Below are 25932 nucleotides of genomic sequence, written 5' to 3' on the forward strand. Positions count from 1 at the left end.
CTCGGCGCTCTCGGCGGTCGCCGCTCGATTGGAGGCGACACCGATGTCCGTCGCACTGGCCTGGCTGCTGCGGCGCTCACCGAACATCCTGCTCATCCCCGGCACGTCATCGACGGCACACCTGCGCGAGAACATCGCCGGCGCGGGACTCTCCCTCTCTCATGAGGACTTGACCGAGCTGGACGACATCAGCCGCTGAATCTGTTCCGGGCCGGACTAGCTGAACACGGGCTCGAAGGCCGGTGGACCGTCATCATCAAGTCGGTGTCCGTGGCGAGAGTCCCTGTCGATGTCCGAAGTCGTCTGCACGGATGTCCGAACTCCCGTGCACGAGGCGTCCTGACACAACGGATCTTGAACGGAGCATCATGACCGAGACGGCGGAGCGCCGGGGGCTGGCGAACGCGATCCGCGTCGGCTACGCCCGGATCTCCACCCGGGCCCAGGACCACGGGGCGCAGCTGGAGTTGCTGGGCGGCGCCGACTGCCGCGAGATCGTCGAGGAGACCATCTCCACCCGCCGCGCCGAACGGCCCAAGCTCACCAAGACCTTGGCCAGCATGAAGGCGGGCGACACGCTGGTCATCACCAAGCCCGACCGGGTGGCCCGCAGCGTGAAGGAGCTGCTGGTCTTCCTGGAAGACGAGCTCGCCCCACGCGGCATCAACCTGCACATCCTGACCGGCATCTGCGCCGGCATCCACCGCCCCGCCGGGCGGAGCGTTGCCGACAAGATGCTGTTCCTGGTCGCGGCCATGGTGCTGCACCGGATCGGGGCTCAAGCAGCGCCCGGCTGATGGTCCACGCCGCTGCCGTCCTTGACAGGCCTGGCGTCGTCGGCGGGGTCGGGCGGCCGCAGCAACCACAGCATCATGGCGAACACCACTGGCCTAATGATGATCTCGCCCCAAGAGACGCCGATCTGCCACTGCACGATGGCCGCAACAGCGATCATCGCCCATGCGCGTCATGAGCCAAACGAGCGGCTCTATCCAGGTCACTGGAGATCGGGGTTAAGGAACAGCGGCACAGCCATTTAGCGCTGAGAATGATCTCGGCGTTGAGATGGGCGTTAGCGAGTATGGCGACGGGTGGCAGGGCCGGCCTCAGCGGTGACGCGAGGGAGCGCCGACTGAATCAGGTCCAGAACGATCCGCCGGTAGTGCAGAGGATCTCGACGCTGGCGTAGGGAGTGGGCGGGATCAGGACATCGCTCCAGGTGGCGTTGAGCAGCCCAGATTCATAGTAGAAGGGCGGGCCACCGGAGAAGTACCGGAGCTTGAAGGAGGAGGTGCCCTCGGCATAGACCCGAGGCGCGACCGGCCAGAACGGGTTAACAGTGCTGAGGACAAAGGTCCACTGGCCGGCGGAGCACGGCTTGCCGCCGATCGTGGTGGCCGAAACCTGGGCTGGGGCGAGGGTGAGAGCTGCGGCCGTGGTCAGGGCCGCGATGGCTGTCTTTAATGGGCTGTTTCGCATGGTCACCATTAAGAAACCGGATCAGGGGAAGCCGCATGAGTAGCTCATTACTTATTCCTTTCGCTTGTCGGGACCCGCCCAGCTGAGGTCAGTGTTTTCCGGTTAGAACAAGCTGAGTAACGGCGCCGACGGGAATGAGCAACGTCTTACTCATCCGCGCCGGAGGCTCCCGGCCGATGCTGTGCGGGACGAGACCGACCACGACCTCGGGAGAATCTGTGTTTTTCCGCTTATTGCTGCCGATCCTGGCCACGCTTGCCATGCTCACCGCCACCGCGCCATCCGCCTCCGCGGCTCCGGCGATCCCGGACAGCTTCACCATCCGCCCCAAGGCCGCGACCAGCCTGTGCGTGAAGGCGCCTGCCCATCCTGCTTCCGGCAGTGGCGAGGCCAACGGCAGCGTGGTGCTCCTGGAGTTCTGCGGCAGCAGCTGGATGCCGACCACCAAGACCTGGACCGCCAACCGCGTCTCCGGGACCACCGACCTCTATCGGATCAGACGGCAATGGACAAACCTCTGCCTGGAGATCGGCGGCTGGGCCAACCACGACGCCGCCACCGCGCTCACCTGGACCTGCCATTCCGGCGCCAACCAGACCTGGCGGCTGCGCTGGGACGGTGGCGGCTGGTGGGAGTTCCGCAACGAGGCCAGCCTTCGCTGCCTGGACGTCCGCGTCCACCGGGCCTGGACCAGCCTCAACCAGTGGGGCTGCCACGGGGGCGGCGAGCAGCAGTGGGTTCTGATCGCCGCCTGAAAGGGGGTGACCGGCACCGGCCCCTGCCAGGGCGGTGCCGGTTCCTAATCAGTAGGCCGGCGTTTCCGGCGTGTGCCTCCTGCTAACGCCCTACCCATGATCGTCAGTCGAGGTGGTCAGGCAGTTCGGTTCGGCCGGTTGCGCCGAGCTTGATGTAGGCGCTGCGTAGATGGTTGTCGACGGTGCGGATCGATAGGTAGAGGCGGTCGGCGATCTCGCGGCTGGTCAGGCCCGAGCGAGACCTCAGTGATCGGACATCACATCACGCCACACTCCAAGGAGGAACAATGAGATCGGATTATGTGCCGCAAAGCGATGGAAGCTACTGCCTCGGGTGGGTGGACACGAACCAGCCTCCGCCAGGACTGCTGCACTCCACACCCGGCCGATACGAGCCGCCGTCCCCCATTTTGGGCGCCATCATCGTCGTGATGATCCTCGGCTTCGTGGCATGGTTCGGCTTCATCGCCCTCAAGATCACTGGACTGCTTTGAGCGCTGCCCCTGAGTAACGCTTTACTCAGGCGTGGGGCCGGATCGGCTGACACGCTCGCCGTTATGGACCACTTGACACAAGCCACCGTCACGACCGCCTCCGCCGCGGTTGCCCGCATCCACTACCTGGTCAATGCCGCGTGGTCGCTGGCGGCGGTGGCCGCCGTGGACCCCTCGGCCACGTTGGGAGCTGATCGGGGCCGCGTGCTGGCCGCATGGGGGCTGGCCACGATCAAGGACGGCGGATACGTCCTGGCCCCCGGGCTCGCCGAGCTACTCGCCGATGCCGAGCAGGCCAGGTTCCTCAACCTGGTCGGCCACCTCCGGCAGACCGTCACAGCTGCGACCGGCGTCACCGGCTGGCACCACCATGACGACGACACCCTGCTGGAGCAGGGCCGTGCTTCGGTGGCTGGGATCCGGCTGGGCATGCGCCAGACGCTGAGGCTGCTGGATGGGCTGGGTGAGCGGCTGGCCGAGCCGGGAGCCGAGGTGCTGGATGTGGGGGTCGGCACCGGCGGCATGCTCGCGGCGCTGTGCGCCGACCTGCCGGAGCTCCACGGAACCGGCATCGACGTGCTGCCCCGCGCGCTGGACCTGGCCAAACGGATGGTCGCGGACCACGGCGTCGCCGAACGGGTCGAGCTGCGGCTCCAGGACGTGGCTACCCTGGCGGACCGCGATCGTTACGACATGGTCTGGCTGCCGACGATGTTCATCCCGCAGGCCGCCGTGTACGCGTCCTTGCCGCGGTTGCTGGAGGCGTTGCGGCCAGGCGGCTGGCTGGTCCTGGCGGGTGTGTCCTATCACGGCGACAGGCTGTCCGATGCGGTGACCGCGTGGCGGGCCGGCCGCGACGGAGGCACCGCCGCACCGGTGGACGAAATGGTCGAGCGGCTGGTCGCGACCGGATACGCCGAGGTGCTCCGGCTGCCCGTGCCGCCCGGTGCCCCAGCCGTCGTCGGCGCTCGCCGTAGGTGAGCTTCCCCGGATCTGCCTACAATCCGGCTATGCCGCCGTCGTGGCCGTTCACCGGTCGTACTTCCGAGCTGGACCACATAGGCGCAACACTGGCGGGCCACGGAAGCGTGGTGGTCACCGGCGCCGCAGGCATCGGGAAGAGCCGGCTGGCGGCGGAAGTCGCGGCGGCCTTCGACCAGAGCCGAGCCGTCATGCGCGTGCACGCCACGCAGGCGGCCCGGCAGCTGCCGCTGGGCGCCCTGGCGCCGCTGCTCCCGGCGGACTCGCCCGGGTCCAACCTGCTGGGCTGGGCCGCCGAGCAGCTGCTCGTGCGCGCCGCCGGCCGTGCCGTCCTGCTGGTAGTCGACGACGGGCACCTGCTCGACCCCGCCTCGGCGGCGCTGCTGCATCAGCTCATCCCTGGGGCGCAGGCGCTGGTCACCGTACGCTCGGGCGAGCCCTGTCCCGACGCGGTGACCGCACTGTGGAAGGAGGAACTCGCCGAGCGGATCGTCTTACAGCCCTTCGGCCGCTCCGATACGGAAACGACGCTGCGGGCCGTCCTGGGAGACGCGCTCCACCCCGCGACGGTCGGTCGGCTGTACGAGCTCAGCAACGGCAACCTTCTCTACCTCAAAGAGATCATCACCGACGCCCTTGCGTCCGGGACTCTCACGCGATCGCACGGCCATTGGCGGTGGGACGGTGGCCCGCGCATGACCGAGCGGCTCGCCGAGCTCATCTCCGCGCGTCTCGGCACGCTGAGCCCTGCCGAAACCAAGGCCCTGGAACTTCTCGCCTTAGGCGAGCCGCTCGGGCTAGCCGAGCTTGTAGCGCTCACCTCCGCGGAAACCGTCGAGACGCTGGAGGAGCGTCAACTCCTCCAGGTGAACAGCGACGCCCGCCGCACGACAGTGCGATTCAGCCACCCCCTGTACGGCGAGGCCACCCGAGCCCGATGCCCGACCAGCCGGGCCCGGCGCCGCCACCGTGAACTGGCCGAGTCCCTGGAGGCGACCGGCGCGCGACGCAGGGAAGACCGGCTCAGGCTGGCACTGTGGCGGCTCGAAAGCGGCACCGCCCACGATCCGCGAATCATGCTGGCCGCCTGCAAACTGGCGTGGGCAGCGCACGACTACCCGCTGGCCCAGCGCTTCGGATGGGCCGCGCACGAGTCGGGAGGCGGGATCGAGGCCGCGCTCATCCTGGCAAACGTGCTCAACTACGCCGAACGGGCATCCGAGGCCGAACGCGTCATGGCCTCAGTGTGGGAGCAGGAGTGCGACGAGCGTACCCGTACACTGCTCACCCTCACCCGCGCGCACACCCTGGCCTGGGGCGGGCTTGGCCGCCAAGATGAGGCGGACGACCTGCTGGCCACGGTCGAGCCGACACTGACCACCGCGGAGAACAAACAGGAGATCCTGGTGCTGCGCGCCGTCATGGCGACAGCAGGAGGCGAGTTCGGGCGCGCCGAGCGGCTGATCGAGCCGGTGCTGACCGAGCCGGCCTCCTCACCGCTGTGGGCCCAGGCGATGCTCGTCAAGAGCTGGGCGCAGGTCTATACCGGCCGTTGCCACGACGCGCTGGCCACCGCGGCCGAGGCACTCGTCCGCAGGTCCGAGTGGCAGGAGGCGGTGCCGCCGATCGTCGGATCGTTCAACGCCGGGGTGATCGACGCCTACCGCTTCGCTGGCGAGCTTGACGCCATGGACGCCGCCATCGAGGAGTCGTACGCCGCCACCGCGGAAACGGGCACCTGGGAGCGTGGCGTCTACCACGACCGGATGATCAGAGGCGTCGCGCTCCGCCTGCGTGGGCAACTGCAGCCCGCCGTACAAGCAACGCGAGAAGCAATCGGGTCCAGCGACGTCAGCGGTCACGGCACGGTCTCCCCGGCGGAGTTGGCGATCGCCGCCGCACAGACCGGAGACGCTGCGCTCGCCGCTGACGCGTTCGCCCGGCTGGAGTCCTCCCTCACGGCCAGCTCGCGGATCTTCACCTTCGTCCCCGACATGGCGCGACACTGGGTGACCGCTGCCTCTGGACGGATCAGCCAGGCGATTAACGAGGCCGTGGCCGCTGCGGTCCGGCTCGGCGAGCTGGGCGCGCATGCGGCCGAGCTGGTCGTGCTTCACGATGCGGTACGGCTGGGCGCCGCCTCCCGCATCGCCGACCGGCTGGCCGAGATCGCGTCATGGTTCCAGGGACCGCTGGCCCAGGTATGCGCTGGCCACGCCCGGGCCGCGGCCGACGGCGACGGTCGCGCGCTGTTGTCGACGGGCCAGAGCTTCGAACGGCTCGGCCTGCTGCTGCACGCCGCCGAGGCGTACGCACACGCCGCCCAAGCCTTCGATGCCACTGGCCACAAGCCGTCCGCCAGAGCGGCGGCCGCCAGGGCATGGAACCTCGCTACCCGTTGCCCGGGCGCCCGCACCCCAGCGCTGGCCCGGCTACGGGCGCCTGACCTGACCACACGCGAGCTGGAGATCGCCACCCTGGCCGCCGCAGGACTGTCGAGCAAGCAGATCGCCGACCGCCTGGTCGTGTCGGTCAGAACAGTCGACAATCACCTGAGCGCCGTCTACACCAAGCTCGGCATCACCAGGAGGGCCGAACTCCAGGGCATGATCGGCCATCATTGACGATCCCATGCTCGCATGAAGTCAGCTTTCTACCGCTTACAGCGCCAGCATCGACGGCCTTCACCAGCACGTCGACCTTGCTGAGCCCTCAGCCCATATGGCACGGGGTTCAGCGTTCCTCGGTCCCAGATTGGTCTACCTCCGGGCCAGTGCCGGAGAAGGGAGGAAGCGGTCCCGCCAGATGCTGGCGTTCCCCGCTGAGGTCGATGACGGCGACCCAGTCGTGCACGGCACACGTCTCCAGATCGTCTGCGACGGCGTCGAGGTCGACCGCGGCTATGCGCTGCACCCCGGCATCCGTCAGCAGGCCGTCGTACCGGGTGCCCTGCGGCTCGCCGCGAAAGGCCTTCGCATACCTGCGCAACATTTCGATGTGAAGACCGATCCCGCTGCGGCTCGCTCGTGCTGACTCGTGCCACTGGAACGAGGTTGTCGGTGTGCGCGGCGGCTTCGGCATCGGATTCCAGGGCAGACTGCCAGGATTGGGGACAGACAAGGTGCGGATGTTCGGTGTTTCACAGGTGACCACCTATGAAACACCGCCTGCAGCCAGACCCGTCCAGGGCGAACACTGTTTCATAGGTCGGTGTAACGGATAGCAGCACGAAACACTCCTATGAAACACTTCCGGGGTGAGCGACGACGACTACCTCCGCGTGGAGGCCCGCGCCTGCCCGATGACCTCCTGCGCTGCCCCGGCCGGCTCACCCTGCCGGACCGGCAAGGGCAAGGTGGCCGTCCAGTATCACACCGCCCGCTTCCGGCTCGAGCCCGCGCTCGCCAAGGCGCTCACCGTGGCGACCCCACCGGTCCGCAAGCCGGGCACGCTCTGGATCGAGCTGCCCCGCCCGGCCGCGGCCGGTACCGAACCGGCCGGGCACGTGCGCATCGGCTACGCCCGCGCCTCCACTGTCCGCCAGTCCCTGGACACTCAGCTCGACGCGCTCCAGGCCGCCGGCGTCACCCGCGTCTTCTCCGAGAAGATCTCTACCCGCGCCACCACCCGGCCCGAGCTCGACAAGGCCGTCACTCTCGCCCGCGAGCTCCGCTCCGCGGGTGTCGCGGTCACCTTCGTGGTGCACGAGCACAAGCGGCTCGGCCGCGGTCTCGACCTGGCCGCCCTGGCCGAGCAGCTGCGCGCCGCCGGCATCGGCCTGGAGTTCCTCACCGGCGAGCTGCAGGGCTCCCACGACCCGTCCGGCGTGGTGTTCACCGTGCTGGCCGCCCTGTCGGGGATGGAACGCGAGTACATCCGCGACCGCACCCTGGAAGGCCACGAATCCGCCCGCAGGCGAGGCAAGACCATCGGCGGCGCCGCCGTCACCGACCACGCCATGCTCTCCATGGCCTTGCACCTGCGCGAGCAGAACCTCAGCCTGCGCGACATCGCCGCCCGCCTCGTCATCACCAAAGGCAAGAAGAAGGGCAGGCACCCGTCCCCGGCCACCGTGCTGCGGATGCTGCGCGAACACGACGCGGGCGCGGCAGCGGCGCCTGCCACGAGCTGAACGGCCTCACCCGCTGCCTTACCACCGTTGTGGAGCGGGCTGCAGCGCTGAGCCGAGCGTGCCGCCGGGAATGATCCTCCCGTTCGCGGCCAGTTGCACCGCGGTGGCCGCCGCCTGCAGCATCGCTTCCTGACGGGGCGGGCTCAGCCGCTCGTACGGCCGCCAGAAGGACAGGCCTGCCCGGAACGGCAAGTTCGCGGCGTCCCAGATCTGGTGCAGGAGGGCGGCCAAGCCGGGGCCGGCCCGGGAGTCGACCATGCTGACCTCGTCCAGAAGCGTCCGCAACAGCCGCAGCCAAACCCCGACGTGCACCGTGCGCGAGGGCAGTGTGACGGCCGCGGTGGCGATCCCCTCGAAGGTGAGCCGGTCCAGCGCGGCGACGGCGTCCGGGACCGGGCGAGGGGTCATCGACTCACCGTAGCGGTGGGCTCGGCGAACCTCGTGGATGCTTTCCAGGCGGCATCCGTGTTCCGCGCAGCTGAGCATGAGGGGGAGCGCGGCGAGCAGGACGACGCCGCGGCTGGGGTCGATCGAGCAGGTGGGGCAGACCCGTCGTGCCGTTCGCCATGGCCGGCTCCGCGCCGGCAGCCAGGGCACCCAGCGGTTGACGACGTGATATCCGGCCTGGCCCGGTGGCAACAGCACCGAGTCCTGCCGGACATAGGCAGAGAAGGCCTTCTGGCCGTCGACGGGATTCAGGGTGGCGGCCAGCCACGGCACGCACCCGGTGATCGTCATCGGGCGCAGCCGGTTCACCGTGACGCCGGTCCGTGCGGCGAGCGCGTGCACGATGATCGTGGGCGTCTGGTAGTCCAGGTCTGCGCCGCGGTCGAACTGTGCCGACGCCGCGCCAAGGTTGTGGGTCAGCAGCTGCTCGACCGACAGGCGGTACAGCCCGGCGAGACGGCCGAGCCAGGAGGTGAGTGCCTCGCCGGGGCCGGGCTCGGGGTGGACGGGCCAGCGGCGCAGACCGTCCGGCAGGTCCGTGTGTGTCATACCAGCTCGCGTTCGAACTTGCGGCGCCGCTCGGTCGGGCCGGCGTAGGAGGCCAGGAGCAGGGTGCGCTGGTTGATGGCCTCCTCGCCGGGCTCGATCGCCGCGACGGCGGCCTCGGTGAGCAGCGCGGCCAGCTCCCCGATGGTGCCCTCGCTGCGGGTCAGCAGGTACTCGGTCATCTCCGGGGTGGCCAGGTGGGAGGGGCGGCGAAGCGGGAAGGCGGCGGCGAAGCTGGCCAGCAGCGTGTTCGCCTCTTGGTCGGGCTGCCAGCGCGGCAGGACGAAGGGGGCGAACCGGTTCTCCAGCTGGTCGTCGGAGCGGATCGCCAGGTAGGCGTCCCGGGTGCCGACTCCGACCAGCGGGATCTTCAGATCGTTGCCCAGGAAACGCAGCAGGTTGAGGAACTCGCGGCGCGCCTCCCCGCGCCCGGCCAGCACGTTGTGCAGTTCGTCGATCACCAGCGAGTTCGTCGAGGATTTCGCGCTGGTAGGAGTACGGGCGGACGTCCACGTGGGCGAAGTCGAGCACGACCGCCCGGCTGCCGGTTCGCTCGGCGGACAGGGCGCGGTCGAGCCGCTCGGCGTCCTGCGCCGGGTCGTAGGTCTCGAAGGACGGATCGCTCCAATAGTCGTCGAACGTGGCGGAGAACGTGTCGATCAGGTGCGGCTGTTCGGCCTGGGCGAGGCGAACATTCCACTCCAGCCCATGGCTGAGGGCGGTGCGCGACAGGTTGGAGGAGCCCACGTAGGCAGTGGACAGGCCGTTGTTCCGGTGGAACAGCCACGCCTTCGCGTGCAGCCTGGTCATCCGGGTGTCGTACGAGACGCGGATCTCGGCGCCCATGGTCGCCAGACGATCGAGCGCGAGGCGGTCCGTGGCGCCGATGTAGGTGGTGGTGACCACGCGCAGCCGGCCGCCGCGAGCCAGGAACCCCTCGATCGCCTCCGCCAGGACGCGTACGCCGTTCCATTTCACGAACGCGCACAGCAGATCGACGTGGTGGGCGGAGGCCAGCTCGCGCTTGAGCTCGTGGCCTATCTCCGGCTGCCCGCGGCCGTTGACCAGCAACGCGCTCCCGGTGAGGGGAACGACGGGCCGTGCGGGGAACCGTGCCTGACTGGCCGTGTCACGGCTCCTGGCGATGCCCAGCAGCTCCTCCGCGGCCTCCACCATCTCCTCCGGCGCGGCGGCCTCCGGGACCAGGTCACCGATGAGGTCGGTGACCCGGTTGACGATCTGCACCTGGCGTGCCAGCCGTACCGCGTCGTTCTCACCCCGCACAGAGCGCAGCGCCCTGCGGGTAAGCGCGGCCAGGTGCCGAGCGAGGGTCTCGTGGGAGTCGGCGATGTCCAGGGAACGCCGGTCGATCAGACCCCATCGGACACCGTACGCAGCAGGCCGTCCAGCTCACGGGTGATCAGATGCTGGTAGACGCCCGGCTGAAGGTCGCTCACCCGGCGACTATAGGGCGTGGCCGGCCACCGCGACAGACGGAGAATCGCCTTACACTGGCCGATCGTGGACTGGATCGAACGGGTTGCCGAGGTCCGGCGCTGGACCAGGGGCGGCGAGCGCGCACCGCACAAGCCGCTCCTCCTCCTGTACGTCCTGGGCCGTTTCCAGCGGCACGGCAACCGTCCCATCCCGTTCAGCGCCGCCGAGGCCGAGCTCAGGAAGCTGCTCAAGGAGTACGGCCCGCCCCGCGACACCAGCCCCGGCTACCCGTTCCACCATCTGACGAACGACGGCCTCTGGCTGGTCGACACCCGTCACGGGCCGGGCAGCCCGGGCCCGGAGCTGGGCCGCCTGCGTGACAGCGAGGCCGCCGGGCGCCTCCACCCTGACCTGGCCCGCGCGCTGTCGGAGGAGCCCGGCCTGCTGGGGCGGATCGCCCGCTACCTCCTGGATGCCAACTTCGCCCCGTCCCTGCACACGGACCTGTGCCTGCTGGCCGGCCTGGATCTGGAGACGGTCGAGACGGCCGCCGTGATCAAGAAGGTCGTACGCCGTGACCCGGGCTTCCGTGACCGGGTGCTCATGGCGTACGAGTACTGCTGCGCGTTCTGCTCCTACGACGGCTGGCTGGACGGCACGGCAGTAGGGCTGGACGCGGCGCACGTGCGCTGGTGGGCCTTCGACGGGCCCGACGACGTGGCGAACGGCCTATGCCTGTGCGCGATCCACCACAAACTGTTCGACAAGGGCGTCCTCGGGCTGACCGCGGAGCGCACCATCGCCGTCTCGGCCAGGTTCGTCGGCCGCTCGCAGTCTTCCCGGGACATGGTGCTCTCCCTGGCCGGTCGTCCCGCCCGAAAACCTCAGCCCGGCCTGGACGAAGTCGAACAGGACCACATCGACTGGCACGGCTGCCAGGTGTTTCGTATGCCCGCCCGCGGCTGAGGTCATCGGCCGACCAGCCCGCCGGGACCGAGTGTGACCATGGTGACAGCGGTGGCCCGGCCTTCATGGGAGGCCGTCAGCAGGCTTCACCGCATATGGCATCGACGTTCCAGCTGCAAGGCAACGAGATTGCTCGCGACGAGTCTTATAGTCGTGTTCGTCAAGGGCGTCTCCGCTGTCTGCGTGGGCCTGGCCGCCACCGCAAGCGGCCGGGAAGGCCTCCTGTAGCTGCCTACTTTTCCTAAAGACCGACAATGGTCACCGTGGCGCGGTGCGCCTGAGGCTCAGAATGCATTCTCGGGAATGAGCCGGAGGCCGAGGGAAGCGAACACCTGCAGCTGGTCGAAGTAGATGTGATGGCTGACGATGAGGCCACCGTCCAGATCCGCCGTGCTGCATCCCCGCACTGCTACGCGACGTCCGGTCGGCTCGAGTATCTCACCGCCGGGTATGAGGAAGGGGCCGCGGTGAGTGCCAGTCAGCGTCCATTCGAGCACTGTCACGCTCGCGGTGGTGATCTTTCTCCAGAGCGTGGCACTGACGTCCGGGAAGCCGTCGAACCAGGACGCGTAGAAGGAGGCAATCTGCTCGTGCCCCTCCGCCATGCCTCCCGGAGCCACAAAGACCGCCCCCGGGCCGTAGAGGCGCAACACCCTTTCCAGTGCGTGATCGTTCACGGCATCGGCCAGCGCATCGCTGACCTGGTGGTCCTCTGGCATCTTTCCTCCTTGATGCAACGCCGCCGCCTACGCAACCTGGGTCGGCGCCACGCTACCCACCGAGGCGCAGTGGGAGTACGCCGCCCGCGGGGGTCTCGAGGGTGCGGCGTTCACCTGGGGCGACGAGCCGCGTCCGGAGGGTCGCATCATGGCCAACACCTGGGACGGAGATGACTTTCCCTGGCGTTCGACGGGCGAGTCCGGCTGGTCCCGGACCGCGCCGGTCGGCTCCTTCCCATCGAACCCCTACGGGTTGTTCGACATGGCGGGCAACGTGTGGAAGTGGACCTCCGACTGGTGGAGCGAAAGGCACCCCAAGCAGTCAAGTCTTCGAAGCGGCGGGGTGGCCAACGCCTTCGACATATCGCTGCTATGTATGCCACATACCGACTTTCGTTACTCTCATGCTCATTAATCCCTCTAGCCTGCGGAGATGTCATCGTGCACCAAGCTTTGTCCCGACGCAGCCTGCTGAGATTTGGGGGCAGCGCAGCGATCGCAGGGGCCGCCGCGTCCCTGGCCAACGGTGTGCTGACGCCCGACGCCGCGCACGCGGCCACGTGGCATTCCCAGCTCGTCTACCCGGGTGGCGACGGCCGGCTCGTCTACAAGGCGGATTCGCGCGGCAAGATGATCCCGGATTTCAGCTGGGCCGGCTACCGCAACGGCCAGGCGGCAATCCCCTTTGTTCCCGTCGTCAAGGAGATCGGCCCGGTCAGCGGTGACAACACCGCGCACATCCAGGCCGCGCTCGACGAGGTCGGCGCGATGCCGCTCAACTCCAACGGCTTCCGGGGGGCGCTGCTACTCAAGGCCGGTCATTACAACGTCGGCGGCGTGATCAAGATGAAGCGCGACGGGGTCGTGCTGCGGGGCGTCGGCAGGTGGGCCGACCCGTCGACCAACACGGTCATCACCGGCACCGCCGGTGGGAGCACGAGCACGGTTCTCTGGGTCGGCGGTACCTCCGGAGAATGGGACACGCGGGTGCCCGGCACCACAACCGGCGTGACCTCCAGCCTGATTGAGACGGGTCAGCGCCGGCTCACCTTGGCCTCAACGACCAACCTCAAGGTGGGCAACAACATCATCATCTGCCATCCGCACACCCAGGAGTGGACCGACGCGGTCAACGGCGGGGGCGTCAAGGACGATGCCCGGTGGAGCCCCGGCACGTTGCCCATCATGTACAACAGGTACGTCAAGGAGATCGTCGGCAACGACATCATCATCGATGCGCCCGTCTTCAACGATCTGCGGCGGTCCCTGTCGCAATCCTACGTCTACGTCTGGGACCGGGCAGGGCTGGTCCGCAACGTCGGCGTCGAGAACCTCCGCATCGACATGGGAAACCCGTCGACCTACAGCGAGGATCATCCGCAGAGCTGCATCATCGTCAGCCGGGCCGAGGACGCCTGGGTTAAGGCATGCAAGCTGGTGCAGTTCTCCATATCGGGCGTCTATGTGCAGCGCAGCACCCGGGTAACGGTCCAATCGGTAGAGGCCAGCTACCCGTGCTCGCAGATCATCGGGGGAAAGCGCACCAATTTCTGCGCCGATTACCGGGCCCAGCAGGTCCTCTTCCGCGACCTCGTATCCACCCACGCACGGCACGCCTTCGGCGCCTCGGGAGCAAGCACCTGCTCGGGAAACGTATGGCTCAACGGGACCAACGAGAACGGCTACGCCGAGTCCGGCGGCCACCACAAGTGGAGCCAGGGCCTGCTGTATGACAACGTCAAGGAACTGTCGAGCCAGAGCGACAAGACCTGGGTCATGGGCCTGTTCAACCGCGGCGACCAGGGTGAGTCGCACGGCTGGTCCTCGGTGAATAGCGTGGCCTGGAACTGCACGGTCGACAACGGCAAGGAGGTGTGTGTGCAGACCCCGCCGACCGCCCAGAACTATGCCATCGGCACCACGGGTGCTGTCACCGGGAAGAACTGGTACACCAACCACCAGACCGGCTACGTGGAGGGAACCAACAAGTCAGGCTTGGCGCCGAGCTCCCTTTACCTCGCACAACTCGCCGATCGACTCAGCTGAGGCTTCTGTTGAGTGGTCTCGCCCGGGACTTGATCACCTTAGGGGCGAAGGGCGCCGATGTTCCGTCTCCTGGCCGTACTGGCGGCTGCGGCAGCGGTCTTGTCGGTGCTGATCCCCAGCGAGAGCTGTGGTTTCTTCGGTTACCGGCTGCCGGAGCCTGGCTTGCTGGAGATGGTGGTCTGGGGGAGCGCCTCCTGGGGTGTGACGCTGCTGCCCGTGGCGCTGACGCTGCTGGCCCGCCCTGTGGGTGTCGTGGTGGTTTCCGGTGCTCGGCGCATTCGTCGCGGTCGCGGTGTTCGTGCTCACCGCGTTGACCATCGCTGTTCCGTACACCGCCGGACGTACATGACTTCCAGAACACCGCGTCTTCCCGGCCAGGGGTGTTGACGTTCTTACAGGCCACGAGTGGACCGCCCGCCTGTGACCAGCCGTCAGCATTGAAGATCTGAGCCATGCCCGCGATGAGAGAGGCGCATTGACCGCTCAGCCTTCGATGACAAGAGCTCAAGGTCCGATGTCGCGGGACAGGCGGGGCCAAACCCGACGCGTGGGTGGGGCCCACTCACACTCATAGAGCCAGGTCAGGCCGCGCACGGCCGGACAGCAGCCACACGGTGGCCACCAGCAGACGGGCCGCTGCCACAAGGGTGTCCGGCTGGACGCGATCGGGGGTTTCGGCTGGGGTCTGGTAGCCGGGCATGCCCATGCCGATGCCGATCGCGGCCAGTCCGGCGGCGGCGTAGCGGCGGTTGTCGGAGGCCATGGCGCCTGCCCGCAGCGGCACACCGGTCCGGCGGGCGGCCTGGTCCAGGACGGCCAGCAGGGCGTGGGCGGGCCCGCCCGCCTCGACGGAAGCGGCCTGGTGCAGCTGGGCGGCACCATCGAGGTTGATCAACAGGGTGTCCGGCGGCAGGGCCGGGGCGTGGTGGGCCGACCCCCATGCGCCTGCTTCCTCGGCGTCCAGGAAGCCCACCGTAAGCTCCCGCACCGCAGGTGCCGGTGCGGCCGACAGGACGCGGGCGGCCTCCAGGACCGCGGCCACGCCTGACGCATTGTCGGCGGCCGCGGGCAGCCGCCGGTCGGGGTCGTCGCCGACACCGTCGTAGTGCGCGGTCAGCAACACCCGCGACCCGCCCTCCCGGTCATCGCCGCCCTCGGGGTGGGGGGTGTGCGGGAAGCGGGCGTAGACGTTGTGGCCGCGGGTGGCGATCCGCCGCAGCGGCATCGACCCGGTCACCTGGACCGGGCCGCCTGCCAGGGCTTCGGCCATGCGCGCGTGCACCTCGGTGTGCAGGGCGATGACGGGCACCTGGCGGGCCGGCGGGCCGGCGATCATCTTGGGCATCCAGCCGTCGGCGTCGGCGCCGCGTGCGGTCAGCACTCCGGCCGCACCCTGCGCCTCGGCCCGCTCACACACCCGCGCCCAGTCTCCGGCCTGGGCCAGTACCCACCGGCCGCGCAGGCTGGTCTCGGAGGGCCCGGCCAGCGGGGCGGAGCGCGGGTGGGGCAGCTCGGCGGAGGCCAGGTGCTCGACGAAGTCGCGGCGGTGCTCCAGGCGCCGCGCCCGCCTGTCAGCGCTCCATTCGAGGACGGGGGTCTCGTACAGCTCGCGCACGTCCGCCACGTCGAAGCCCGACAGCCGCACCTCGGCGCCCAACTCGCCGAGCCGCTCGGCGAGCCAGGTGGCGGCGGCGTGGCCGCCAGGCGTGCCCACGCGCCGCCCGGCGTAGCGATCGCCGGCCAGCTCGTACACCGTGGCCCGCATCCGCGCCACTGACACCCGCTCCACGAGGGCCGCCAGGTCCGCCTCAGCCCGGTCCACGTTCGGGGCCGCGGAGGTCATCCGCAGCATCCGGTGGAGGCGGCGCCGGTGGCCGAAGCGGTGGAGGTCGAAGCGCCGGCGGTCGAAGCGGTGGCGGACGCCGGCGCCTGGCCGCAGCAACCGGCCTGGGCGGCTTGCTGCGCCGCGGCCGGGCTGCCGCAGCAGCTCGTGGCAGCCTCATCAGCGTCACTCGCGCCGGAGGCGCCGGCGGTGGCGATGGCGGTGGGGGCCCCGCAGCAGCCTCCGGCCGCAGGCGGGGCGAACGCCTCGCGTACGTCGCCGATGAAGCCGCCGCTGCTCTGGTTCGTCATGGTGATCCCCTTCACGGGGCGGCGGAGGCCGCCACCCCGAAAGACTTAGATGGATGTCTAATCAGAAGCCACAATCTCATGCTGATTAGATGTTCGTCAAGATAGACAGCGGTCGAATTATTTGGATGCTGTCGGGTTCAGCGGGCGCGTGGCGGCTACAGCTGGGCGGCGATCTCGGCGGCGAGTTGCCGGGCGGTGCGGGCGGCGCCGATGAGGGTGGCGGAGGCGGGGCCGGTCCAGTCGCCGTAGCCGAGCAGGTGCAGACGTGGCTCGCCAACGGCTCGGGTGCCTTGAGTCGGGATGAGCCCGTCAGGGCCGCGCAGTCGCAGCGGCGCCAGATGGCCCAGGGCAGGGCGGAAGCCGGTGCACCAGATGATGGCGTCGGCATCCAGCGTGGTGCCGTCGCTCCAGGCGATCCCTGTGGGTGTGAGGCGGGCGAACATCGGTTCGGCCTTGAGCGCTCCCCGGTCGCGAGCCTCCCGGACGGGCGGGACGGCGACGATGTCGCCCAGGTCACCGATGCCGGGTGCGGTTTCACCGGTCTGGGCTGCTCTGTGGCGGCGGGTGGCCAGGTCGAACAAGGCGCGGCCGTCTACCTCGTCAGGGAGTAGGCGGGGCGGGCGCAGAGTGGTCCAGGTGGTGTGCGCGACGGTGAAAAGATCGGTGAGGATCTGGGCGGCGGAGTTGCCGCCGCCCACCACGACCACGCGCTGACCATGGAAGGTCTCCGGGCCTCGGTAGCCGGCGGTGTGGAGCTGTCGGCCGCGGAAGTCGCCGATGCCCGGATAGTGCGGGATATGGGGCCGCCACCAGGTTCCCGTCGCGCTGATGACGATCTTGGCCTGCCAGACGCCCCTGTCGGTCTCCACGACGAGATGCCCGTCGCCGCGCCGTACGGCGCGCACCGTCGTGGGCCGGATGATCGGGAGCTGGTAGCGCTGCTCGTAGTCGGTCAGGTAGGAGACGGTGTCCTCGGCACTCGGGTAGCCGCCGCCGGGAGGCGAGGGCATCATGCGGCCGGGCAGCGAGCTGTACTGGGCGGGCGAGAACAGCCGCAGCGAGGGCCAGGCATGCCGCCACGCTCCGCCCGGTCGGTCTTGGGCGTCGAGGATGACGAAGTCGGCCTTGGCGCGGCGCAGGTAGTAGCCGGCGGCTAAGCCCGCCTGGCCACCGCCGATGACCAGGACATCGACCGTGGGGAGTTCATCGGTCATGCAGGGGTGAGCTCCAGCTCACCGGGCCGGCTGGACGCGGGCTCGGTGAGCGGCGCGAACAGGGCGCCCAGCTTGTTCACCGCTTCGGGGATGATCCGGTAGTAGACCCAGGTGCCGCGGCGTTCGCCGTCGATCAAGCCCGCGGTACGCAAGACCTTGAGGTGGTGCGAGATCGTGGGCGCCGTCAGGTCGAAGGCGTCAGTGAGGTCGCATACGCAGGCCTCGCCTCCGGCGTGGGAGCCGATCATCGACAGCAGGCGCAGCCGTACCGGATCGGCGACGGCCTTGAGCATGACCGCCAGCTCGGCGGCGTCGGTCTCCGACAGCGGCTCGCGCGCGATCGGCGCGCAGCACTGGATCGTGACGGCGGTCATCCGGCACCCCTTACTTCGAAAGCTATCGAAATCATACGCGATGGTAGGCGACCAAGGCCAACGCGGCGACCACACAGGCGGCGGCGACCGCGCCCATCACCCAGACGTAGCCCACCGCTTGCGCGAGCGCGACCGCTCCCAGCGGAGCGAGGGCCTTGTCGGTGACGGAGAAGGCGGCGATACGGCCGGACAACGAGGCGTAGGCGGCGGTGCCGTACCGGCCGACCAGCAGGTGCGGCAGGGTGATGGAGGCGATGCCGAAGCCCAGCCCGAATCCCAGCACGCAGCCGATGGCGCCCGGCACCCTGTGCCCGACCAGCGGCAGTAGCAGGACGGAGACGCCCTGCAGGGCGAAGATCGCGGCGGCGATGAGTGCGGCGGGCAGGCGGCGTTGCAGGCCGGTGGTGAGCAGGCGTCCGGTCACCGACAGCACCCCCAGAAGTCCGGCCAGCGTGGCGGCCAGGACGGGGGAGTGCCCGAGGTGGATGAGGTAGGTGATGAGCAGCACCGCCATCACCGCCGCCGCGCCGCCGTTGGCGGTGAAGGCGAGCACCAGCAGCCAGAACGGCCGCCGGCGGGTGGCGGCCTTGACGAGGCCGGCACGCTCTTCTGCAGTGGCGAGCTCCCGCTTGGCGTGGGTACGGCGGCGCAGGACGAGCGCGTGCAAGGGGATCGCGGCCAGGCCGTAGATCAGCGCCAGGACGACCAGGGCCTGGCGCCACCCGTACCACTGCACCAGCAGCCCGGTGAGCGGCAGGAAGATCGAGGAGGCGAAGCCGGCCACGACAGTGAGCGCGAGCAGGGCGTTGGCCCGGCCGCCTTCCCGGGTCGGGCCGTCGAACCAGCTGACGATGACGGCGAAGGCCGACTCATAGAGCACCATGGCGCAGGCGATGCCCATCGCGGCGAACACCGCGTACAGCTGCCACAGGCTCTCCACCCGCGACCAGGCCAGCACGGCAACCGTGCCGAGAATCGATCCGGCGGTCATGAGGCCACGGCCGCCGCGGGCATCGAGCCGGCGGCCGACCAGCGGGGCGCACAGCGCGGCGATGAGGATCGACAGGGTGAGCGCGGCGGCGATCTGGGCGTTGGTGGCGTGCAGGTCGCGGGCCATCGGCGCGAGGAAGACGGAGAAGGCGTAGTAGAGCACGCCGTACCCGATGGTCTGGGTGACGGCCAGCGCGGCGACGATCCGCCAGCCGTAGCTGGAACGCGGCTGACCGCCGCCCCTGGTCTCGGGGGCGGCGGTCTCGGTGGTGGAGCTCACTCCGGCTCGCTGGAGCACGAGATCAGGCGGCGGCCGTCCGCGGTCGTCGTCCACTCGTCTCCCGTTTCGGCGATGAAGCCCTGGGCCTCCAGCCGCCAGGCCAGGGTGCCGGCCATGCGGGCGATGGCCGGTGCGAAGCCCGGGTTGGTGCTGGATCGCCGGGCGCTGATCAAATGGCGGCCCAGCTCTCCGGTGCGCAACCGGCCGTGGTCGCAGATGAGGCGCAAGGCCTCCTTCTGGGCGGCGGTGGGGTATCCGTCTGACATGTCGATCCCTGTTTTCAGCCGCAGCAGCCGCCGCCGTCGTTGGAGGCGCCGACGGTGGCCAGCGGCAGCGGGGTGGCCAGCAGGCCGCCACTGATACCGGTGGCCAGGCCGACACGCTGCTCCTGCGCCTCGGCGAGGTTGGAGGAGCACACGCCGGTCTCCGGCAGGTCGAGCTGCACGTCACGCGCCGCCTCCCAGTCGCCCGCGACCGCGGCGACGACCGAGCGGACCTGCTCGTATCCGGTGGCCATCAGGAACGTCGGGGCACGGCCGTAGCTCTTGACGCCGACGGCGTAGTAGCCCGGTTCGGGGTGGGACAGCTCATCGACGCCGTGCGCGGGCACGGTGCCGCAGGAGTGCTGGTTGGGGTCGATCAGCGGGGCCAGCTGCCGGGTGGAGCCGAGGATCGGGTCCAGGTCCAGACGCAGCTCGGAGGCGATCGAGTGGTCCGGTCGGTAGCCCGTCGCGGCCACGATGCGGTCCACCGTGACGGACTGCTCGGCGCCGGACGGGTCACGGCTGACCACGCTCACCTGGTCGCCGCTCCGGGTGACGAAGTGGGCGAAGAAGCCGGTCAGCAGCTGGATGCGGCCCGACTCGACGTGGGCGCGCAGGCGGGTGCCGAGCGCGCCGCGGGCGGGCAGCGCGTCGGCCGCGCCGCCGCCATAGGTGCGGCTGGCGCTGCCCGCGCGGATCGCCCAGGTGATCTGAGTGTCGTCGAGCTGCGCGAGGGCGAGCAGGGTGGTGGCCGCCGAGTGACCGGCGCCCACGACCAGCGTGTGCCTGCCCTCGTAGGTTTCACGGTCGGCGCCGAGCACGTCGGGCAGGGCGTGGTCGACCAGCTCGCCCGCCTCCGCCTCGCCGTACGCGGGCAGGCCGCTGGCACCCAGGACGTTCGGCGTGAAGTAGGTGCCGGAGGCGTCGATGATCGCGCGGGCCGGCAACTCCTCGCCGCCGTCGAGACGGATCAGGAACGGGACGTCTTCGCGGCCGTTGGTCCGGACCCGGTCATAGCCGAGGCGGCTGATCGCCGTCACCTTGGTGCTGAGCCGCACCTTGTCGCCGAACAGCTTGGCCAGCGGGGCGAGATAGTCGGCGATCAGCTCGGCGCCGGTGGGCAGCCACTCGGGGTCCGGCTCGCTCCAGCCGGCGGCCTCCAGCAGGCGCTTGGCGGCGGCGTCGACGTTGAACCTCCACGGGCTGAACACCCGGACGTGGCCCCATTGGGCGACGGAGGCGGCCACCTGCTCGCCGGCCTCCAGGACCAGGAAGTCCTGACCGCGCTCGGCCAGGTGCGCGGCGGCGGCCAGACCGACCGGGCCCGCGCCGATGACCACCACCGGCAGCTCGCCGGCCTCGATCCTGCTCATGGGCTGCTCTGCCTCCAGGGGCGCGGTGGTGCCGCAGCATCCGTCACTCATGATGATCCTCTTTCGTGTCGTCAAGATGGCTAACGGAGCATCAGGCTCGTGGTGCGGGCACGATCGATCACCGCGCCGGTCCTGCAGGCGGCGTCGCAGACCTCGCCGCGGATCTCGTCGAACGTGACGGTGGTGTCACGGCGCAACCGGCGCAGTAGAGCACGCATCGCACCTCTCCTGTTTAGACGTTTTTCGAAGTAGTACGCAGCATGGCCGACTGATTAGAGATCTGTCAAATTAGATGCTGGCCTAAGTTGCTGGAACCCTCGATCGGCGCGAGCCCGATCGAGGGATGGCCTGGTCCGGGCCTATCCGCACCCACCGGCGAACGGGCCGTCCCCGGGAGGGCAACACGCCTGCAGGGCAGCCTGCAGATCCGTCAGAGCGCGTCGCACGCCGTCGGGATCGGCGCGGTAGTGGACGGTCTTCCATTCGCGCCGCGCGGTGAGCACCCCGCCGTCGCGGAGCGTCGCCAGATGGGTGGAGGCGGCCGACTGGGCCAGGGAAAGCCGCTCGGCCACCTCGTTGACCGTCAGCTCCACCCCGCCCTCGAACAGGAAGAGGATCTGCTGGCGGGTGTCGCTGGCCAGCGCCTTGAGGAAGCCCCGGGCCGCGTCCGTGAGCTGGATCCCGTTGGTCGCCATCTCCATAGGATGACTCTACATTGTCGTATTGTCATTTCAGAATTTGACGATATGACGGCGCATGGACACGATCGTCATCGGCGCGGGCCAGTCCGGCCTCGCTGCCGCCCTCGCGCTGCGCGAACTCGGTCGCTTCCTTGAACGGCCCATGCAGCGCCTGGGCCGCCGCCTGGCCGATCGGCACTCCGCCACCGCACACATTGACGTGTGATCGAGTTCGCCTGCTCACTCCCCGGCCCTTGAGCCCGTCCAAGACAGCGCGCCCAGCTACTGATCCGGGTCAGCTCACCAGCGTCCGGTCCAGGTATAGGTCTGTCGCCGCGAAGACGAACCGGGCGATCGCGGGTGAGCGCCTGCCTGCGGGCCAGGCGATCGCGATCACGTACGGCGCGGCGTCGGCGACCGGCCGGTAGGTCACGTCCGACCGCGGATTGCGCTCGGCCACCGATCTCGGGACGAGCGCGACGGCCTGACCCAGGCCCACCACTTCGAGGAGCTGTGACGGATCCCCGACCACCGGTCCCGGCGGAAGGTCGTTGCCGGGCTCCCTTCCGCACCAGTAGGCGTGCTCGGCCTCGCTCGCGCCCGCCCACCGTGGGATCGGCTCACCGTACAGGTCTGCGCGGCGAAGCTCGGACCGCCTGGTCAGCGGATGGTCCGCCGGCAGCGCCGCGACTCTCGGCTCGCTCGCGAGCGGTTCGCTGTCCAGGCCGCGCCGCTCGTACGGCAGGCTTAGCAGGGCGACGTCTGCGCGGCCGTCCCGCACCATGTCCGCCTGCTCCCGGTAGCCGCTCACCGCGATCTCCACCCGGCAGGCGCCGGGCAACGCGCGGAAGGTTTCCGCCACGCGCCGGAGCATGCCCGAGGCGATCCCCGGCTTGGCCGTCGCCACCAGAGTGGGCGTGACCTGCGCGGCCCGCCGCGCCCTGCGGTCCACCGCGGTGAGCACCTCCAGCGCGTGCCGCGCCTCCTCCAGGAACGTCGCGCCGAAGTCCGTCAGCACCACCTGCCGGGTGTCCCGGGTGAACAGGTCCGCGCCCAGCCGCCGCTCCAACTGGCGGATGGCCCGCGACAGGGGCGGCTGCGCCATGCCGAGCCGCTCGGCCGCCCGGGAGAAATTGAGCTCCTCTGCCACCGCTACGAAATATCGCAGCTCACGCGCTTCCAGGCCGCTCATACCTGTGGAGTATAAGTCTGGATCGAAGAGGTCTTTCCGGTACGCGGGCCGCCGGTGCTGAAGTGGGGCCATGACCCAGCGACAGCTCGAACATCCTTCTCGTACCGTGCTTCTCGACAACGCATCTGACGCCGGATTGCTGGTCCTGCGCCTGGCGGTTGCGGCCGTTTTCATCGCCCACGGCTGGGGCGACGTCAGCCAGGACGGCGGGGTCGGCGCCAACGTCGTCAATTACCGCGACGCCGGCATTCCCCTGCCGGAGATCAGCGCCCCGTTCACCGCGTACGTCCAGCTCCTCGGCGGCGCCGTGGTCGCCTTCGGCGCATTGACCCGGGTGATCAGCGCCGGCTTCGTCGTCGTCATGGCGGGCGCGCTGATCTTCGTGCATCGAGGCGAATCCCTGGTCATGGGGCAGGAAGGCAGCGGCTCCGGCTTCGCCTTCAGCATGTGCGCCGCCTCGATCACGCTGCTGCTGACGGGCGCCGGCCGCTTCAGCCTCGACCGGCTGTACGCCCAGCGCCGCACCCGCACCGCACCCGTCACCTAAGCCAGAACCTCATGGCCTCCGCCCCGTCCCCTGAGCCCGCCCGGCTCTCCAGAGGAGCCCCGGCTCTCAGACCGGCCGCGCTCATGGCCGCCGTCCTGATCGCCGTAAGCGCCTGCAGCGCCCCGCCGCCGCCCGACACCGCCCGAACTGCCGCCTCCAGCACCGTCGCTCCTGTCCGTTCCGGGACCGCGACCGCTTCCACCTCTCCAGGGCTCGCCCGTCTTCCTGATGACGGCATGACGATCGTGATCCGGCACGCGGCCACTGACCACAGCAAGCCGGATGCCGAGCCCGTGGATCTGGACGACTGTGCGACCCAGCGCAATCTGTCCGCTCAGGGCCGTGCCGACGCCCGAACGATTGGCCATGCCTTTCGCCGGTCGGGCATGCGCGTCGGCGCGGTCTGGACCAGCCCGTACTGCCGCAGCCGGGACACGGCCGAGCTGGCCTTCGGCCGCGCCGAGGTGGTCCATGGCCTGGAACGGCTGTATCCACAGCCCGACCAGCAGGCCCAGCAACGTCTGAACGAGCTGATCCGCCGCCAGGCCCCGCAGACCGGCGAGCCGAACCTGGTGATCGTCAGCCACGGCGTCTACCCGAGCATCTTGTCCCCCGCCGCCCCCATCGCGGAAGGCGAGGCCGCCCTCTACACCCGTCGCGGAGACCGCTTCGCCCTGCTGGCGCGCGTCACTCCCGCCCAATGGGCGGCCTACCGGTCACCGGCCATCCCGGCGGCCCGCAGCGTCGTGACCCTGCCCGCGGGGGCGGCGTTTCGCGTCGCCGTGCCCGGCATCCTGGTCACCAACGCACACCTGGTGGCCGGCGTCGACCAGATCGCCGTCGTGTTGCCCGACGGAACCCGCCGCACCGCCCAAGTACTGGGCCGCCGCCAAGACGTCGACATCGCCGCGCTCAAACTCGACGGGACCGCCCTGCCGCCCCTGCACTCCGGCCTCGGCCTCGGCCGCGCACGCGTCGGCGATCCGGTGCTCGCCATCGGGGCGGCGGGAGCCGTCACCCAGGGCACCATCCAGGACCTCGATCACCCAGTGACCCTGCCGGGCGGCACGCGGATTCCCGCCATCCGCACCGACGCCCTGCTCCCGCCCGGCGGCCCCGGCGGGCCGCTGCTCGACGCGCGCGGCACCGTGCTCGGCGTCCTCACCACCATCCCGGCCGTCCCCGAAGCCGTCGCGATTCCCGTGGACGTGGCCCGGGCAGCCGCCCTGGACATCGTGGACAACCCCGGACCGCAGTGATGCTCGACCAGCACCTCCACGGTAAGCACCAGCCGCTGTTGAACGGCCCGTCCACCGCCAACCCCCGAGACGGCCTTTCAAATCCCTAAGTGGGTATCAGCTCGGGGCGGGCAGGCCCGTGGGCACTCGGGTGCGCGATGGCAGCGTTCAGGGCGTTCCTGCCGGTCTCCCCGGTCACGGAGGTGTATCCAGTGCCGGCTGGGGATCCGTGGCCTCAACGTTGAGTCGAACCCTGACTTCGTGCGCGCGTCGCTTCATCCTCGGCTGATGGACGACCGTGGGGTGTGGGCGCGGCGGGCGATGGGTCGAGAGGCAGGAAGACGCGGGGGAGGTGGTCCGGGCCTGCGGTGATGTCCGGCTGAGCCGGCACGGTTCGATCCTGATTCGGCTCGGCGGGCGCTCGCGGGAGCGCGCACGCCGAGGACACCCCTCGAAGGGGTGTGAAAGGTGGGAAAGGTCCGCCGCGACGCGTGAAGTACGGTCAGGCGGACGTGAAGATGGCGCAGCCGCGGGGAGGGCCGCGCCGGCCCATCTCATGTCCGAGCAGGATCGAGCGCAGGATCACCGGCCGCCGGGCCGGTGGGGCGATGACCGCGTGAGGCGCCGGAACGGCGAAGATCGCGATGAGCAGGCGGACGGCCAGGCGGCGCAGCACCGCCCAGACGGCCGCCTCGCCGCGGGAAAGCCAGACCGCCGTCAGCACGACCGCCCAGGCGTGCATGGTCAGCATGCCGATGTCCGGCACCAACCCGGAGTGGGCGTGCGCATGCCCGGCCGCGGCCTCCACGGCATGCACCGAGGAGAACAACAGGTGCAGCGCGACCTGCGCGACGGTCAACGTCGCGACGATGACCGCAAGTGACCGCTCCCGCCCAGCCAGCAGGTGCGCCGGCACGAACGAGACGCCCCACGCGACCAGGAGGCATGCCACCGAGACCGAACCGCCCGCCAGCAGGTGGGCCACCAGGCCGAGCACGACCGACACCGCCGCGAAGGCGGCGGCCCGCAGCGCGCGCAGCGAGGCGCCGGCGGACCCGGCGACCGGCGCGGCGGCCGGCGCGATGGCTAATGCGGTGGCTGACATGGCGCCGCCATCATCGCATGGCGTGCCGCCGGTTTCCCGAATGGGCCGGAAGGCTGCTGGCCTGGGCATGTACCCCCTTCCTGGCAAGCTGTCCTAAAGCGGTGGACTCGTGCGTAGCCGCGCCAGTGCCGTCTGCCTGAGCCAGAGCATGCGCTCGGCCAGCACGGCCGCCGCCGGCAGCGGCAGGAGCATGAGCACGGCCCCGGCCAGTCGCTGGTCGGCCAGCACGTCGGCGACGCCGGGCGGCGCCGCCAGGGAGAACCACGTGAACGCGACCGGGGACCGAGCAGCAGAAAGGCACCGAGGGCGAGATGGGCCAGGGCCACCGCCGCCAGCAGCCTGGCTCGGGTGGCCCACGCGTGGCACAGGGTCGACGCCCGCCATGCTGGCGATCCACCTCGCCGTGGCGATGTGCTCAAGCTGGTGGCTGGCCCGCGGCGAGGTGGCGTTGGCCATGTTGCTGCACCTCAACCAGGCCTACGTGGAAGAGGTAAGGGGCCTGCTCGCTGCTGCTATCACCCTCCTGGCAGCTCTGCCGGTC

The 25932-nt window shown here is 69.8% G+C and carries 31 protein-coding genes and 2 pseudogenes; 13 read left to right on the forward strand and 20 right to left on the reverse strand.

The window, feature by feature from the left end; translation table 11 throughout:
• Positions 1-199: aldo/keto reductase (locus ETD86_RS18795; RefSeq protein ID WP_211370147.1), on the forward strand; the 199-nt coding region annotated here is incomplete at its 5' end.
• Positions 200-368: 169 nt separating this feature from the next.
• Positions 369-797, forward strand: coding sequence for a recombinase family protein (locus ETD86_RS18800; protein ID WP_138667460.1), 429 nt, complete (start codon positions 369-371; stop codon positions 795-797).
• On the opposite strand, the gene ETD86_RS55210 is transcribed toward ETD86_RS18800, so the two are convergent.
• Both ETD86_RS55210 and ETD86_RS18805 read right to left on the reverse strand, forming a co-directional pair.
• A complete protein-coding gene (locus tag ETD86_RS55210) occupies positions 779-955 on the reverse strand; it encodes a hypothetical protein (protein WP_170223146.1) in 177 nt (58 codons plus the stop codon). The genes ETD86_RS18800 and ETD86_RS55210 overlap by 19 nt on opposite strands.
• A 182-nt stretch (positions 956-1137) precedes the next feature.
• The gene (locus tag ETD86_RS18805) at positions 1138-1479 is read right to left on the reverse strand and encodes a hypothetical protein (protein WP_211370148.1); all 342 of its coding nucleotides are present in this window, start codon (positions 1477-1479) and stop codon (positions 1138-1140) included.
• A 218-nt stretch (positions 1480-1697) separates the two neighbouring features.
• Here ETD86_RS18805 and ETD86_RS18810 point away from each other — a divergent pair, with 218 nt between their 5' ends.
• Positions 1698-2234, forward strand: coding sequence for an RICIN domain-containing protein (locus tag ETD86_RS18810; RefSeq protein ID WP_211370149.1), 537 nt, complete (start codon positions 1698-1700; stop codon positions 2232-2234).
• 103 nt (positions 2235-2337) lie between these two features.
• Here ETD86_RS18810 and ETD86_RS60105 read toward each other — a convergent pair whose 3' ends face one another.
• Complete coding sequence (locus tag ETD86_RS60105; RefSeq protein ID WP_138667492.1) at positions 2338-2481, reverse strand: helix-turn-helix domain-containing protein; 144 nt, start codon at positions 2479-2481, stop codon at positions 2338-2340.
• A 40-nt stretch (positions 2482-2521) separates the two neighbouring features.
• Here ETD86_RS60105 and ETD86_RS18820 point away from each other — a divergent pair, with 40 nt between their 5' ends.
• The 3 genes from ETD86_RS18820 to ETD86_RS18830 all read left to right on the forward strand — a co-directional run bounded on the left by ETD86_RS18820 (position 2522) and on the right by ETD86_RS18830 (position 6333).
• Positions 2522-2728, forward strand: coding sequence for a hypothetical protein (locus ETD86_RS18820; RefSeq protein WP_138667462.1), 207 nt, complete (start codon positions 2522-2524; stop codon positions 2726-2728).
• Between the two features lie 63 nt (positions 2729-2791).
• The gene (locus ETD86_RS18825) at positions 2792-3709 is read left to right on the forward strand and encodes an SAM-dependent methyltransferase (RefSeq protein WP_138667463.1); all 918 of its coding nucleotides are present in this window, start codon (positions 2792-2794) and stop codon (positions 3707-3709) included.
• Positions 3710-3738: 29 nt separating this feature from the next.
• Positions 3739-6333, forward strand: coding sequence for a helix-turn-helix transcriptional regulator (locus ETD86_RS18830; protein WP_138667464.1), 2595 nt, complete (start codon positions 3739-3741; stop codon positions 6331-6333).
• 109 nt (positions 6334-6442) lie between these two features.
• Here ETD86_RS18830 and ETD86_RS18835 read toward each other — a convergent pair whose 3' ends face one another.
• Positions 6443-6700, reverse strand: coding sequence for a hypothetical protein (locus tag ETD86_RS18835; protein ID WP_138667465.1), 258 nt, complete (start codon positions 6698-6700; stop codon positions 6443-6445).
• Between the two features lie 265 nt (positions 6701-6965).
• Between ETD86_RS18835 and ETD86_RS18840 the strand changes: the two genes are divergently transcribed.
• On the forward strand, positions 6966-7841 hold the full coding sequence (locus tag ETD86_RS18840; RefSeq protein WP_246147992.1) for a recombinase family protein: 876 nt from the start codon (positions 6966-6968) through the stop codon (positions 7839-7841).
• Positions 7842-7859: 18 nt separating this feature from the next.
• Here the strand turns inward: ETD86_RS18840 and ETD86_RS58225 are convergent, their stop codons facing one another.
• From ETD86_RS58225 to ETD86_RS60110, 3 genes and pseudogenes are all read right to left on the reverse strand, one after another.
• Positions 7860-8837 carry a TniQ family protein gene (locus ETD86_RS58225; protein WP_246147993.1) on the reverse strand — a complete coding sequence of 326 codons (978 nt, stop codon included), beginning with the start codon at positions 8835-8837 and terminating at the stop codon, positions 7860-7862.
• Positions 8834-9463 (reverse strand): TniB family NTP-binding protein, encoded by a 630-nt coding sequence (locus ETD86_RS58230; protein ID WP_425465644.1) that lies wholly within the window; start codon positions 9461-9463, stop codon positions 8834-8836. Before ETD86_RS58230 ends, ETD86_RS58225 begins: the two co-directional genes overlap by 4 nt.
• A 7-nt stretch (positions 9464-9470) precedes the next feature.
• Positions 9471-10010: pseudogene (locus tag ETD86_RS60110) on the reverse strand (phospholipase D-like domain-containing protein); the annotation flags it as partial.
• Positions 10011-10355: 345 nt separating this feature from the next.
• Between ETD86_RS60110 and ETD86_RS18850 the strand changes: the two are divergent.
• Entirely contained in the window at positions 10356-11237 is an 882-nt protein-coding gene (locus ETD86_RS18850) for a phosphorothioated DNA-binding restriction endonuclease (protein ID WP_138667467.1), read from the forward strand.
• Between the two features lie 284 nt (positions 11238-11521).
• Here the strand turns inward: ETD86_RS18850 and ETD86_RS18855 are convergent, their stop codons facing one another.
• Entirely contained in the window at positions 11522-11956 is a 435-nt protein-coding gene (locus tag ETD86_RS18855) for an ester cyclase (RefSeq protein WP_138667468.1), read from the reverse strand.
• Positions 11957-11987: 31 nt separating this feature from the next.
• Between ETD86_RS18855 and ETD86_RS18860 the strand changes: the two are divergent.
• Positions 11988-12371 (forward strand): annotated as a pseudogene (locus tag ETD86_RS18860) (SUMF1/EgtB/PvdO family nonheme iron enzyme); the annotation flags it as partial.
• A gap of 113 nt (positions 12372-12484) precedes the next feature.
• Positions 12485-14002, forward strand: a complete 1518-nt coding sequence (locus ETD86_RS18865) for a peptidoglycan-binding protein (protein WP_138667469.1) — start codon at positions 12485-12487, stop codon at positions 14000-14002.
• Positions 14003-14570: 568 nt separating this feature from the next.
• Here the strand turns inward: ETD86_RS18865 and ETD86_RS18870 are convergent.
• The 9 genes from ETD86_RS18870 to ETD86_RS18905 form a co-directional block, all read right to left on the reverse strand.
• Complete coding sequence (locus tag ETD86_RS18870; RefSeq protein ID WP_246147995.1) at positions 14571-15845, reverse strand: M28 family metallopeptidase; 1275 nt, start codon at positions 15843-15845, stop codon at positions 14571-14573.
• Positions 15842-16135: a hypothetical protein gene (locus tag ETD86_RS55215; RefSeq protein ID WP_170223147.1), complete on the reverse strand. Its 294-nt coding sequence runs from the start codon at positions 16133-16135 to the stop codon at positions 15842-15844. The genes ETD86_RS18870 and ETD86_RS55215 overlap by 4 nt, the downstream gene beginning before the upstream one ends.
• Positions 16136-16290: 155 nt before the next feature.
• Positions 16291-17349, reverse strand: a complete 1059-nt coding sequence (locus ETD86_RS18880) for an ArsO family NAD(P)H-dependent flavin-containing monooxygenase (RefSeq protein ID WP_138667471.1) — start codon at positions 17347-17349, stop codon at positions 16291-16293.
• Positions 17346-17723 carry an ArsR/SmtB family transcription factor gene (locus ETD86_RS18885; protein ID WP_138667472.1) on the reverse strand — a complete coding sequence of 126 codons (378 nt, stop codon included), beginning with the start codon at positions 17721-17723 and terminating at the stop codon, positions 17346-17348. Before ETD86_RS18885 ends, ETD86_RS18880 begins: the two co-directional genes overlap by 4 nt.
• A 31-nt stretch (positions 17724-17754) precedes the next feature.
• Positions 17755-18993, reverse strand: a complete 1239-nt coding sequence (locus ETD86_RS18890; protein ID WP_138667473.1) for an MFS transporter — start codon at positions 18991-18993, stop codon at positions 17755-17757.
• The gene (locus ETD86_RS18895; protein WP_138667474.1) at positions 18990-19259 is read right to left on the reverse strand and encodes a hypothetical protein; all 270 of its coding nucleotides are present in this window, start codon (positions 19257-19259) and stop codon (positions 18990-18992) included. Before ETD86_RS18895 ends, ETD86_RS18890 begins: the two co-directional genes overlap by 4 nt.
• Positions 19260-19273: 14 nt before the next feature.
• Positions 19274-20680 (reverse strand): FAD-dependent oxidoreductase, encoded by a 1407-nt coding sequence (locus ETD86_RS18900; RefSeq protein ID WP_211370150.1) that lies wholly within the window; start codon positions 20678-20680, stop codon positions 19274-19276.
• 29 nt (positions 20681-20709) lie between these two features.
• Positions 20710-20847, reverse strand: coding sequence for a hypothetical protein (locus ETD86_RS55220; RefSeq protein WP_170223148.1), 138 nt, complete (start codon positions 20845-20847; stop codon positions 20710-20712).
• A 141-nt stretch (positions 20848-20988) separates the two neighbouring features.
• Positions 20989-21324 carry an ArsR/SmtB family transcription factor gene (locus tag ETD86_RS18905; protein ID WP_138667495.1) on the reverse strand — a complete coding sequence of 112 codons (336 nt, stop codon included), beginning with the start codon at positions 21322-21324 and terminating at the stop codon, positions 20989-20991.
• Between the two features lie 61 nt (positions 21325-21385).
• Between ETD86_RS18905 and ETD86_RS57035 the strand changes: the two genes are divergently transcribed.
• A complete protein-coding gene (locus ETD86_RS57035) occupies positions 21386-21535 on the forward strand; it encodes a hypothetical protein (protein ID WP_211370151.1) in 150 nt (49 codons plus the stop codon).
• A gap of 69 nt (positions 21536-21604) precedes the next feature.
• Here the strand turns inward: ETD86_RS57035 and ETD86_RS18915 are convergent, their stop codons facing one another.
• Positions 21605-22501: a LysR family transcriptional regulator gene (locus ETD86_RS18915; RefSeq protein WP_138667475.1), complete on the reverse strand. Its 897-nt coding sequence runs from the start codon at positions 22499-22501 to the stop codon at positions 21605-21607.
• Positions 22502-22571: 70 nt separating this feature from the next.
• Here ETD86_RS18915 and ETD86_RS18920 point away from each other — a divergent pair, with 70 nt between their 5' ends.
• Both ETD86_RS18920 and ETD86_RS18925 read left to right on the forward strand, forming a co-directional pair.
• Positions 22572-23048, forward strand: a complete 477-nt coding sequence (locus ETD86_RS18920; protein ID WP_138667476.1) for a DoxX family protein — start codon at positions 22572-22574, stop codon at positions 23046-23048.
• Positions 23049-23284: 236 nt separating this feature from the next.
• The gene (locus ETD86_RS18925) at positions 23285-24307 is read left to right on the forward strand and encodes a trypsin-like peptidase domain-containing protein (RefSeq protein ID WP_170223149.1); all 1023 of its coding nucleotides are present in this window, start codon (positions 23285-23287) and stop codon (positions 24305-24307) included.
• 481 nt (positions 24308-24788) lie between these two features.
• Here ETD86_RS18925 and ETD86_RS18930 read toward each other — a convergent pair whose 3' ends face one another.
• Both ETD86_RS18930 and ETD86_RS18935 read right to left on the reverse strand, forming a co-directional pair.
• On the reverse strand, positions 24789-25391 hold the full coding sequence (locus ETD86_RS18930; RefSeq protein ID WP_138667478.1) for an MFS transporter: 603 nt from the start codon (positions 25389-25391) through the stop codon (positions 24789-24791).
• Positions 25392-25484: 93 nt separating this feature from the next.
• Positions 25485-25847, reverse strand: coding sequence for a hypothetical protein (locus ETD86_RS18935; protein ID WP_138667479.1), 363 nt, complete (start codon positions 25845-25847; stop codon positions 25485-25487).
• Positions 25848-25932: the final 85 nt, after the last annotated feature.

The sequence above is a fragment of the Nonomuraea turkmeniaca genome (assembly GCF_005889735.1).
Lineage (GTDB): Bacteria > Actinomycetota > Actinomycetes > Streptosporangiales > Streptosporangiaceae > Nonomuraea > Nonomuraea turkmeniaca.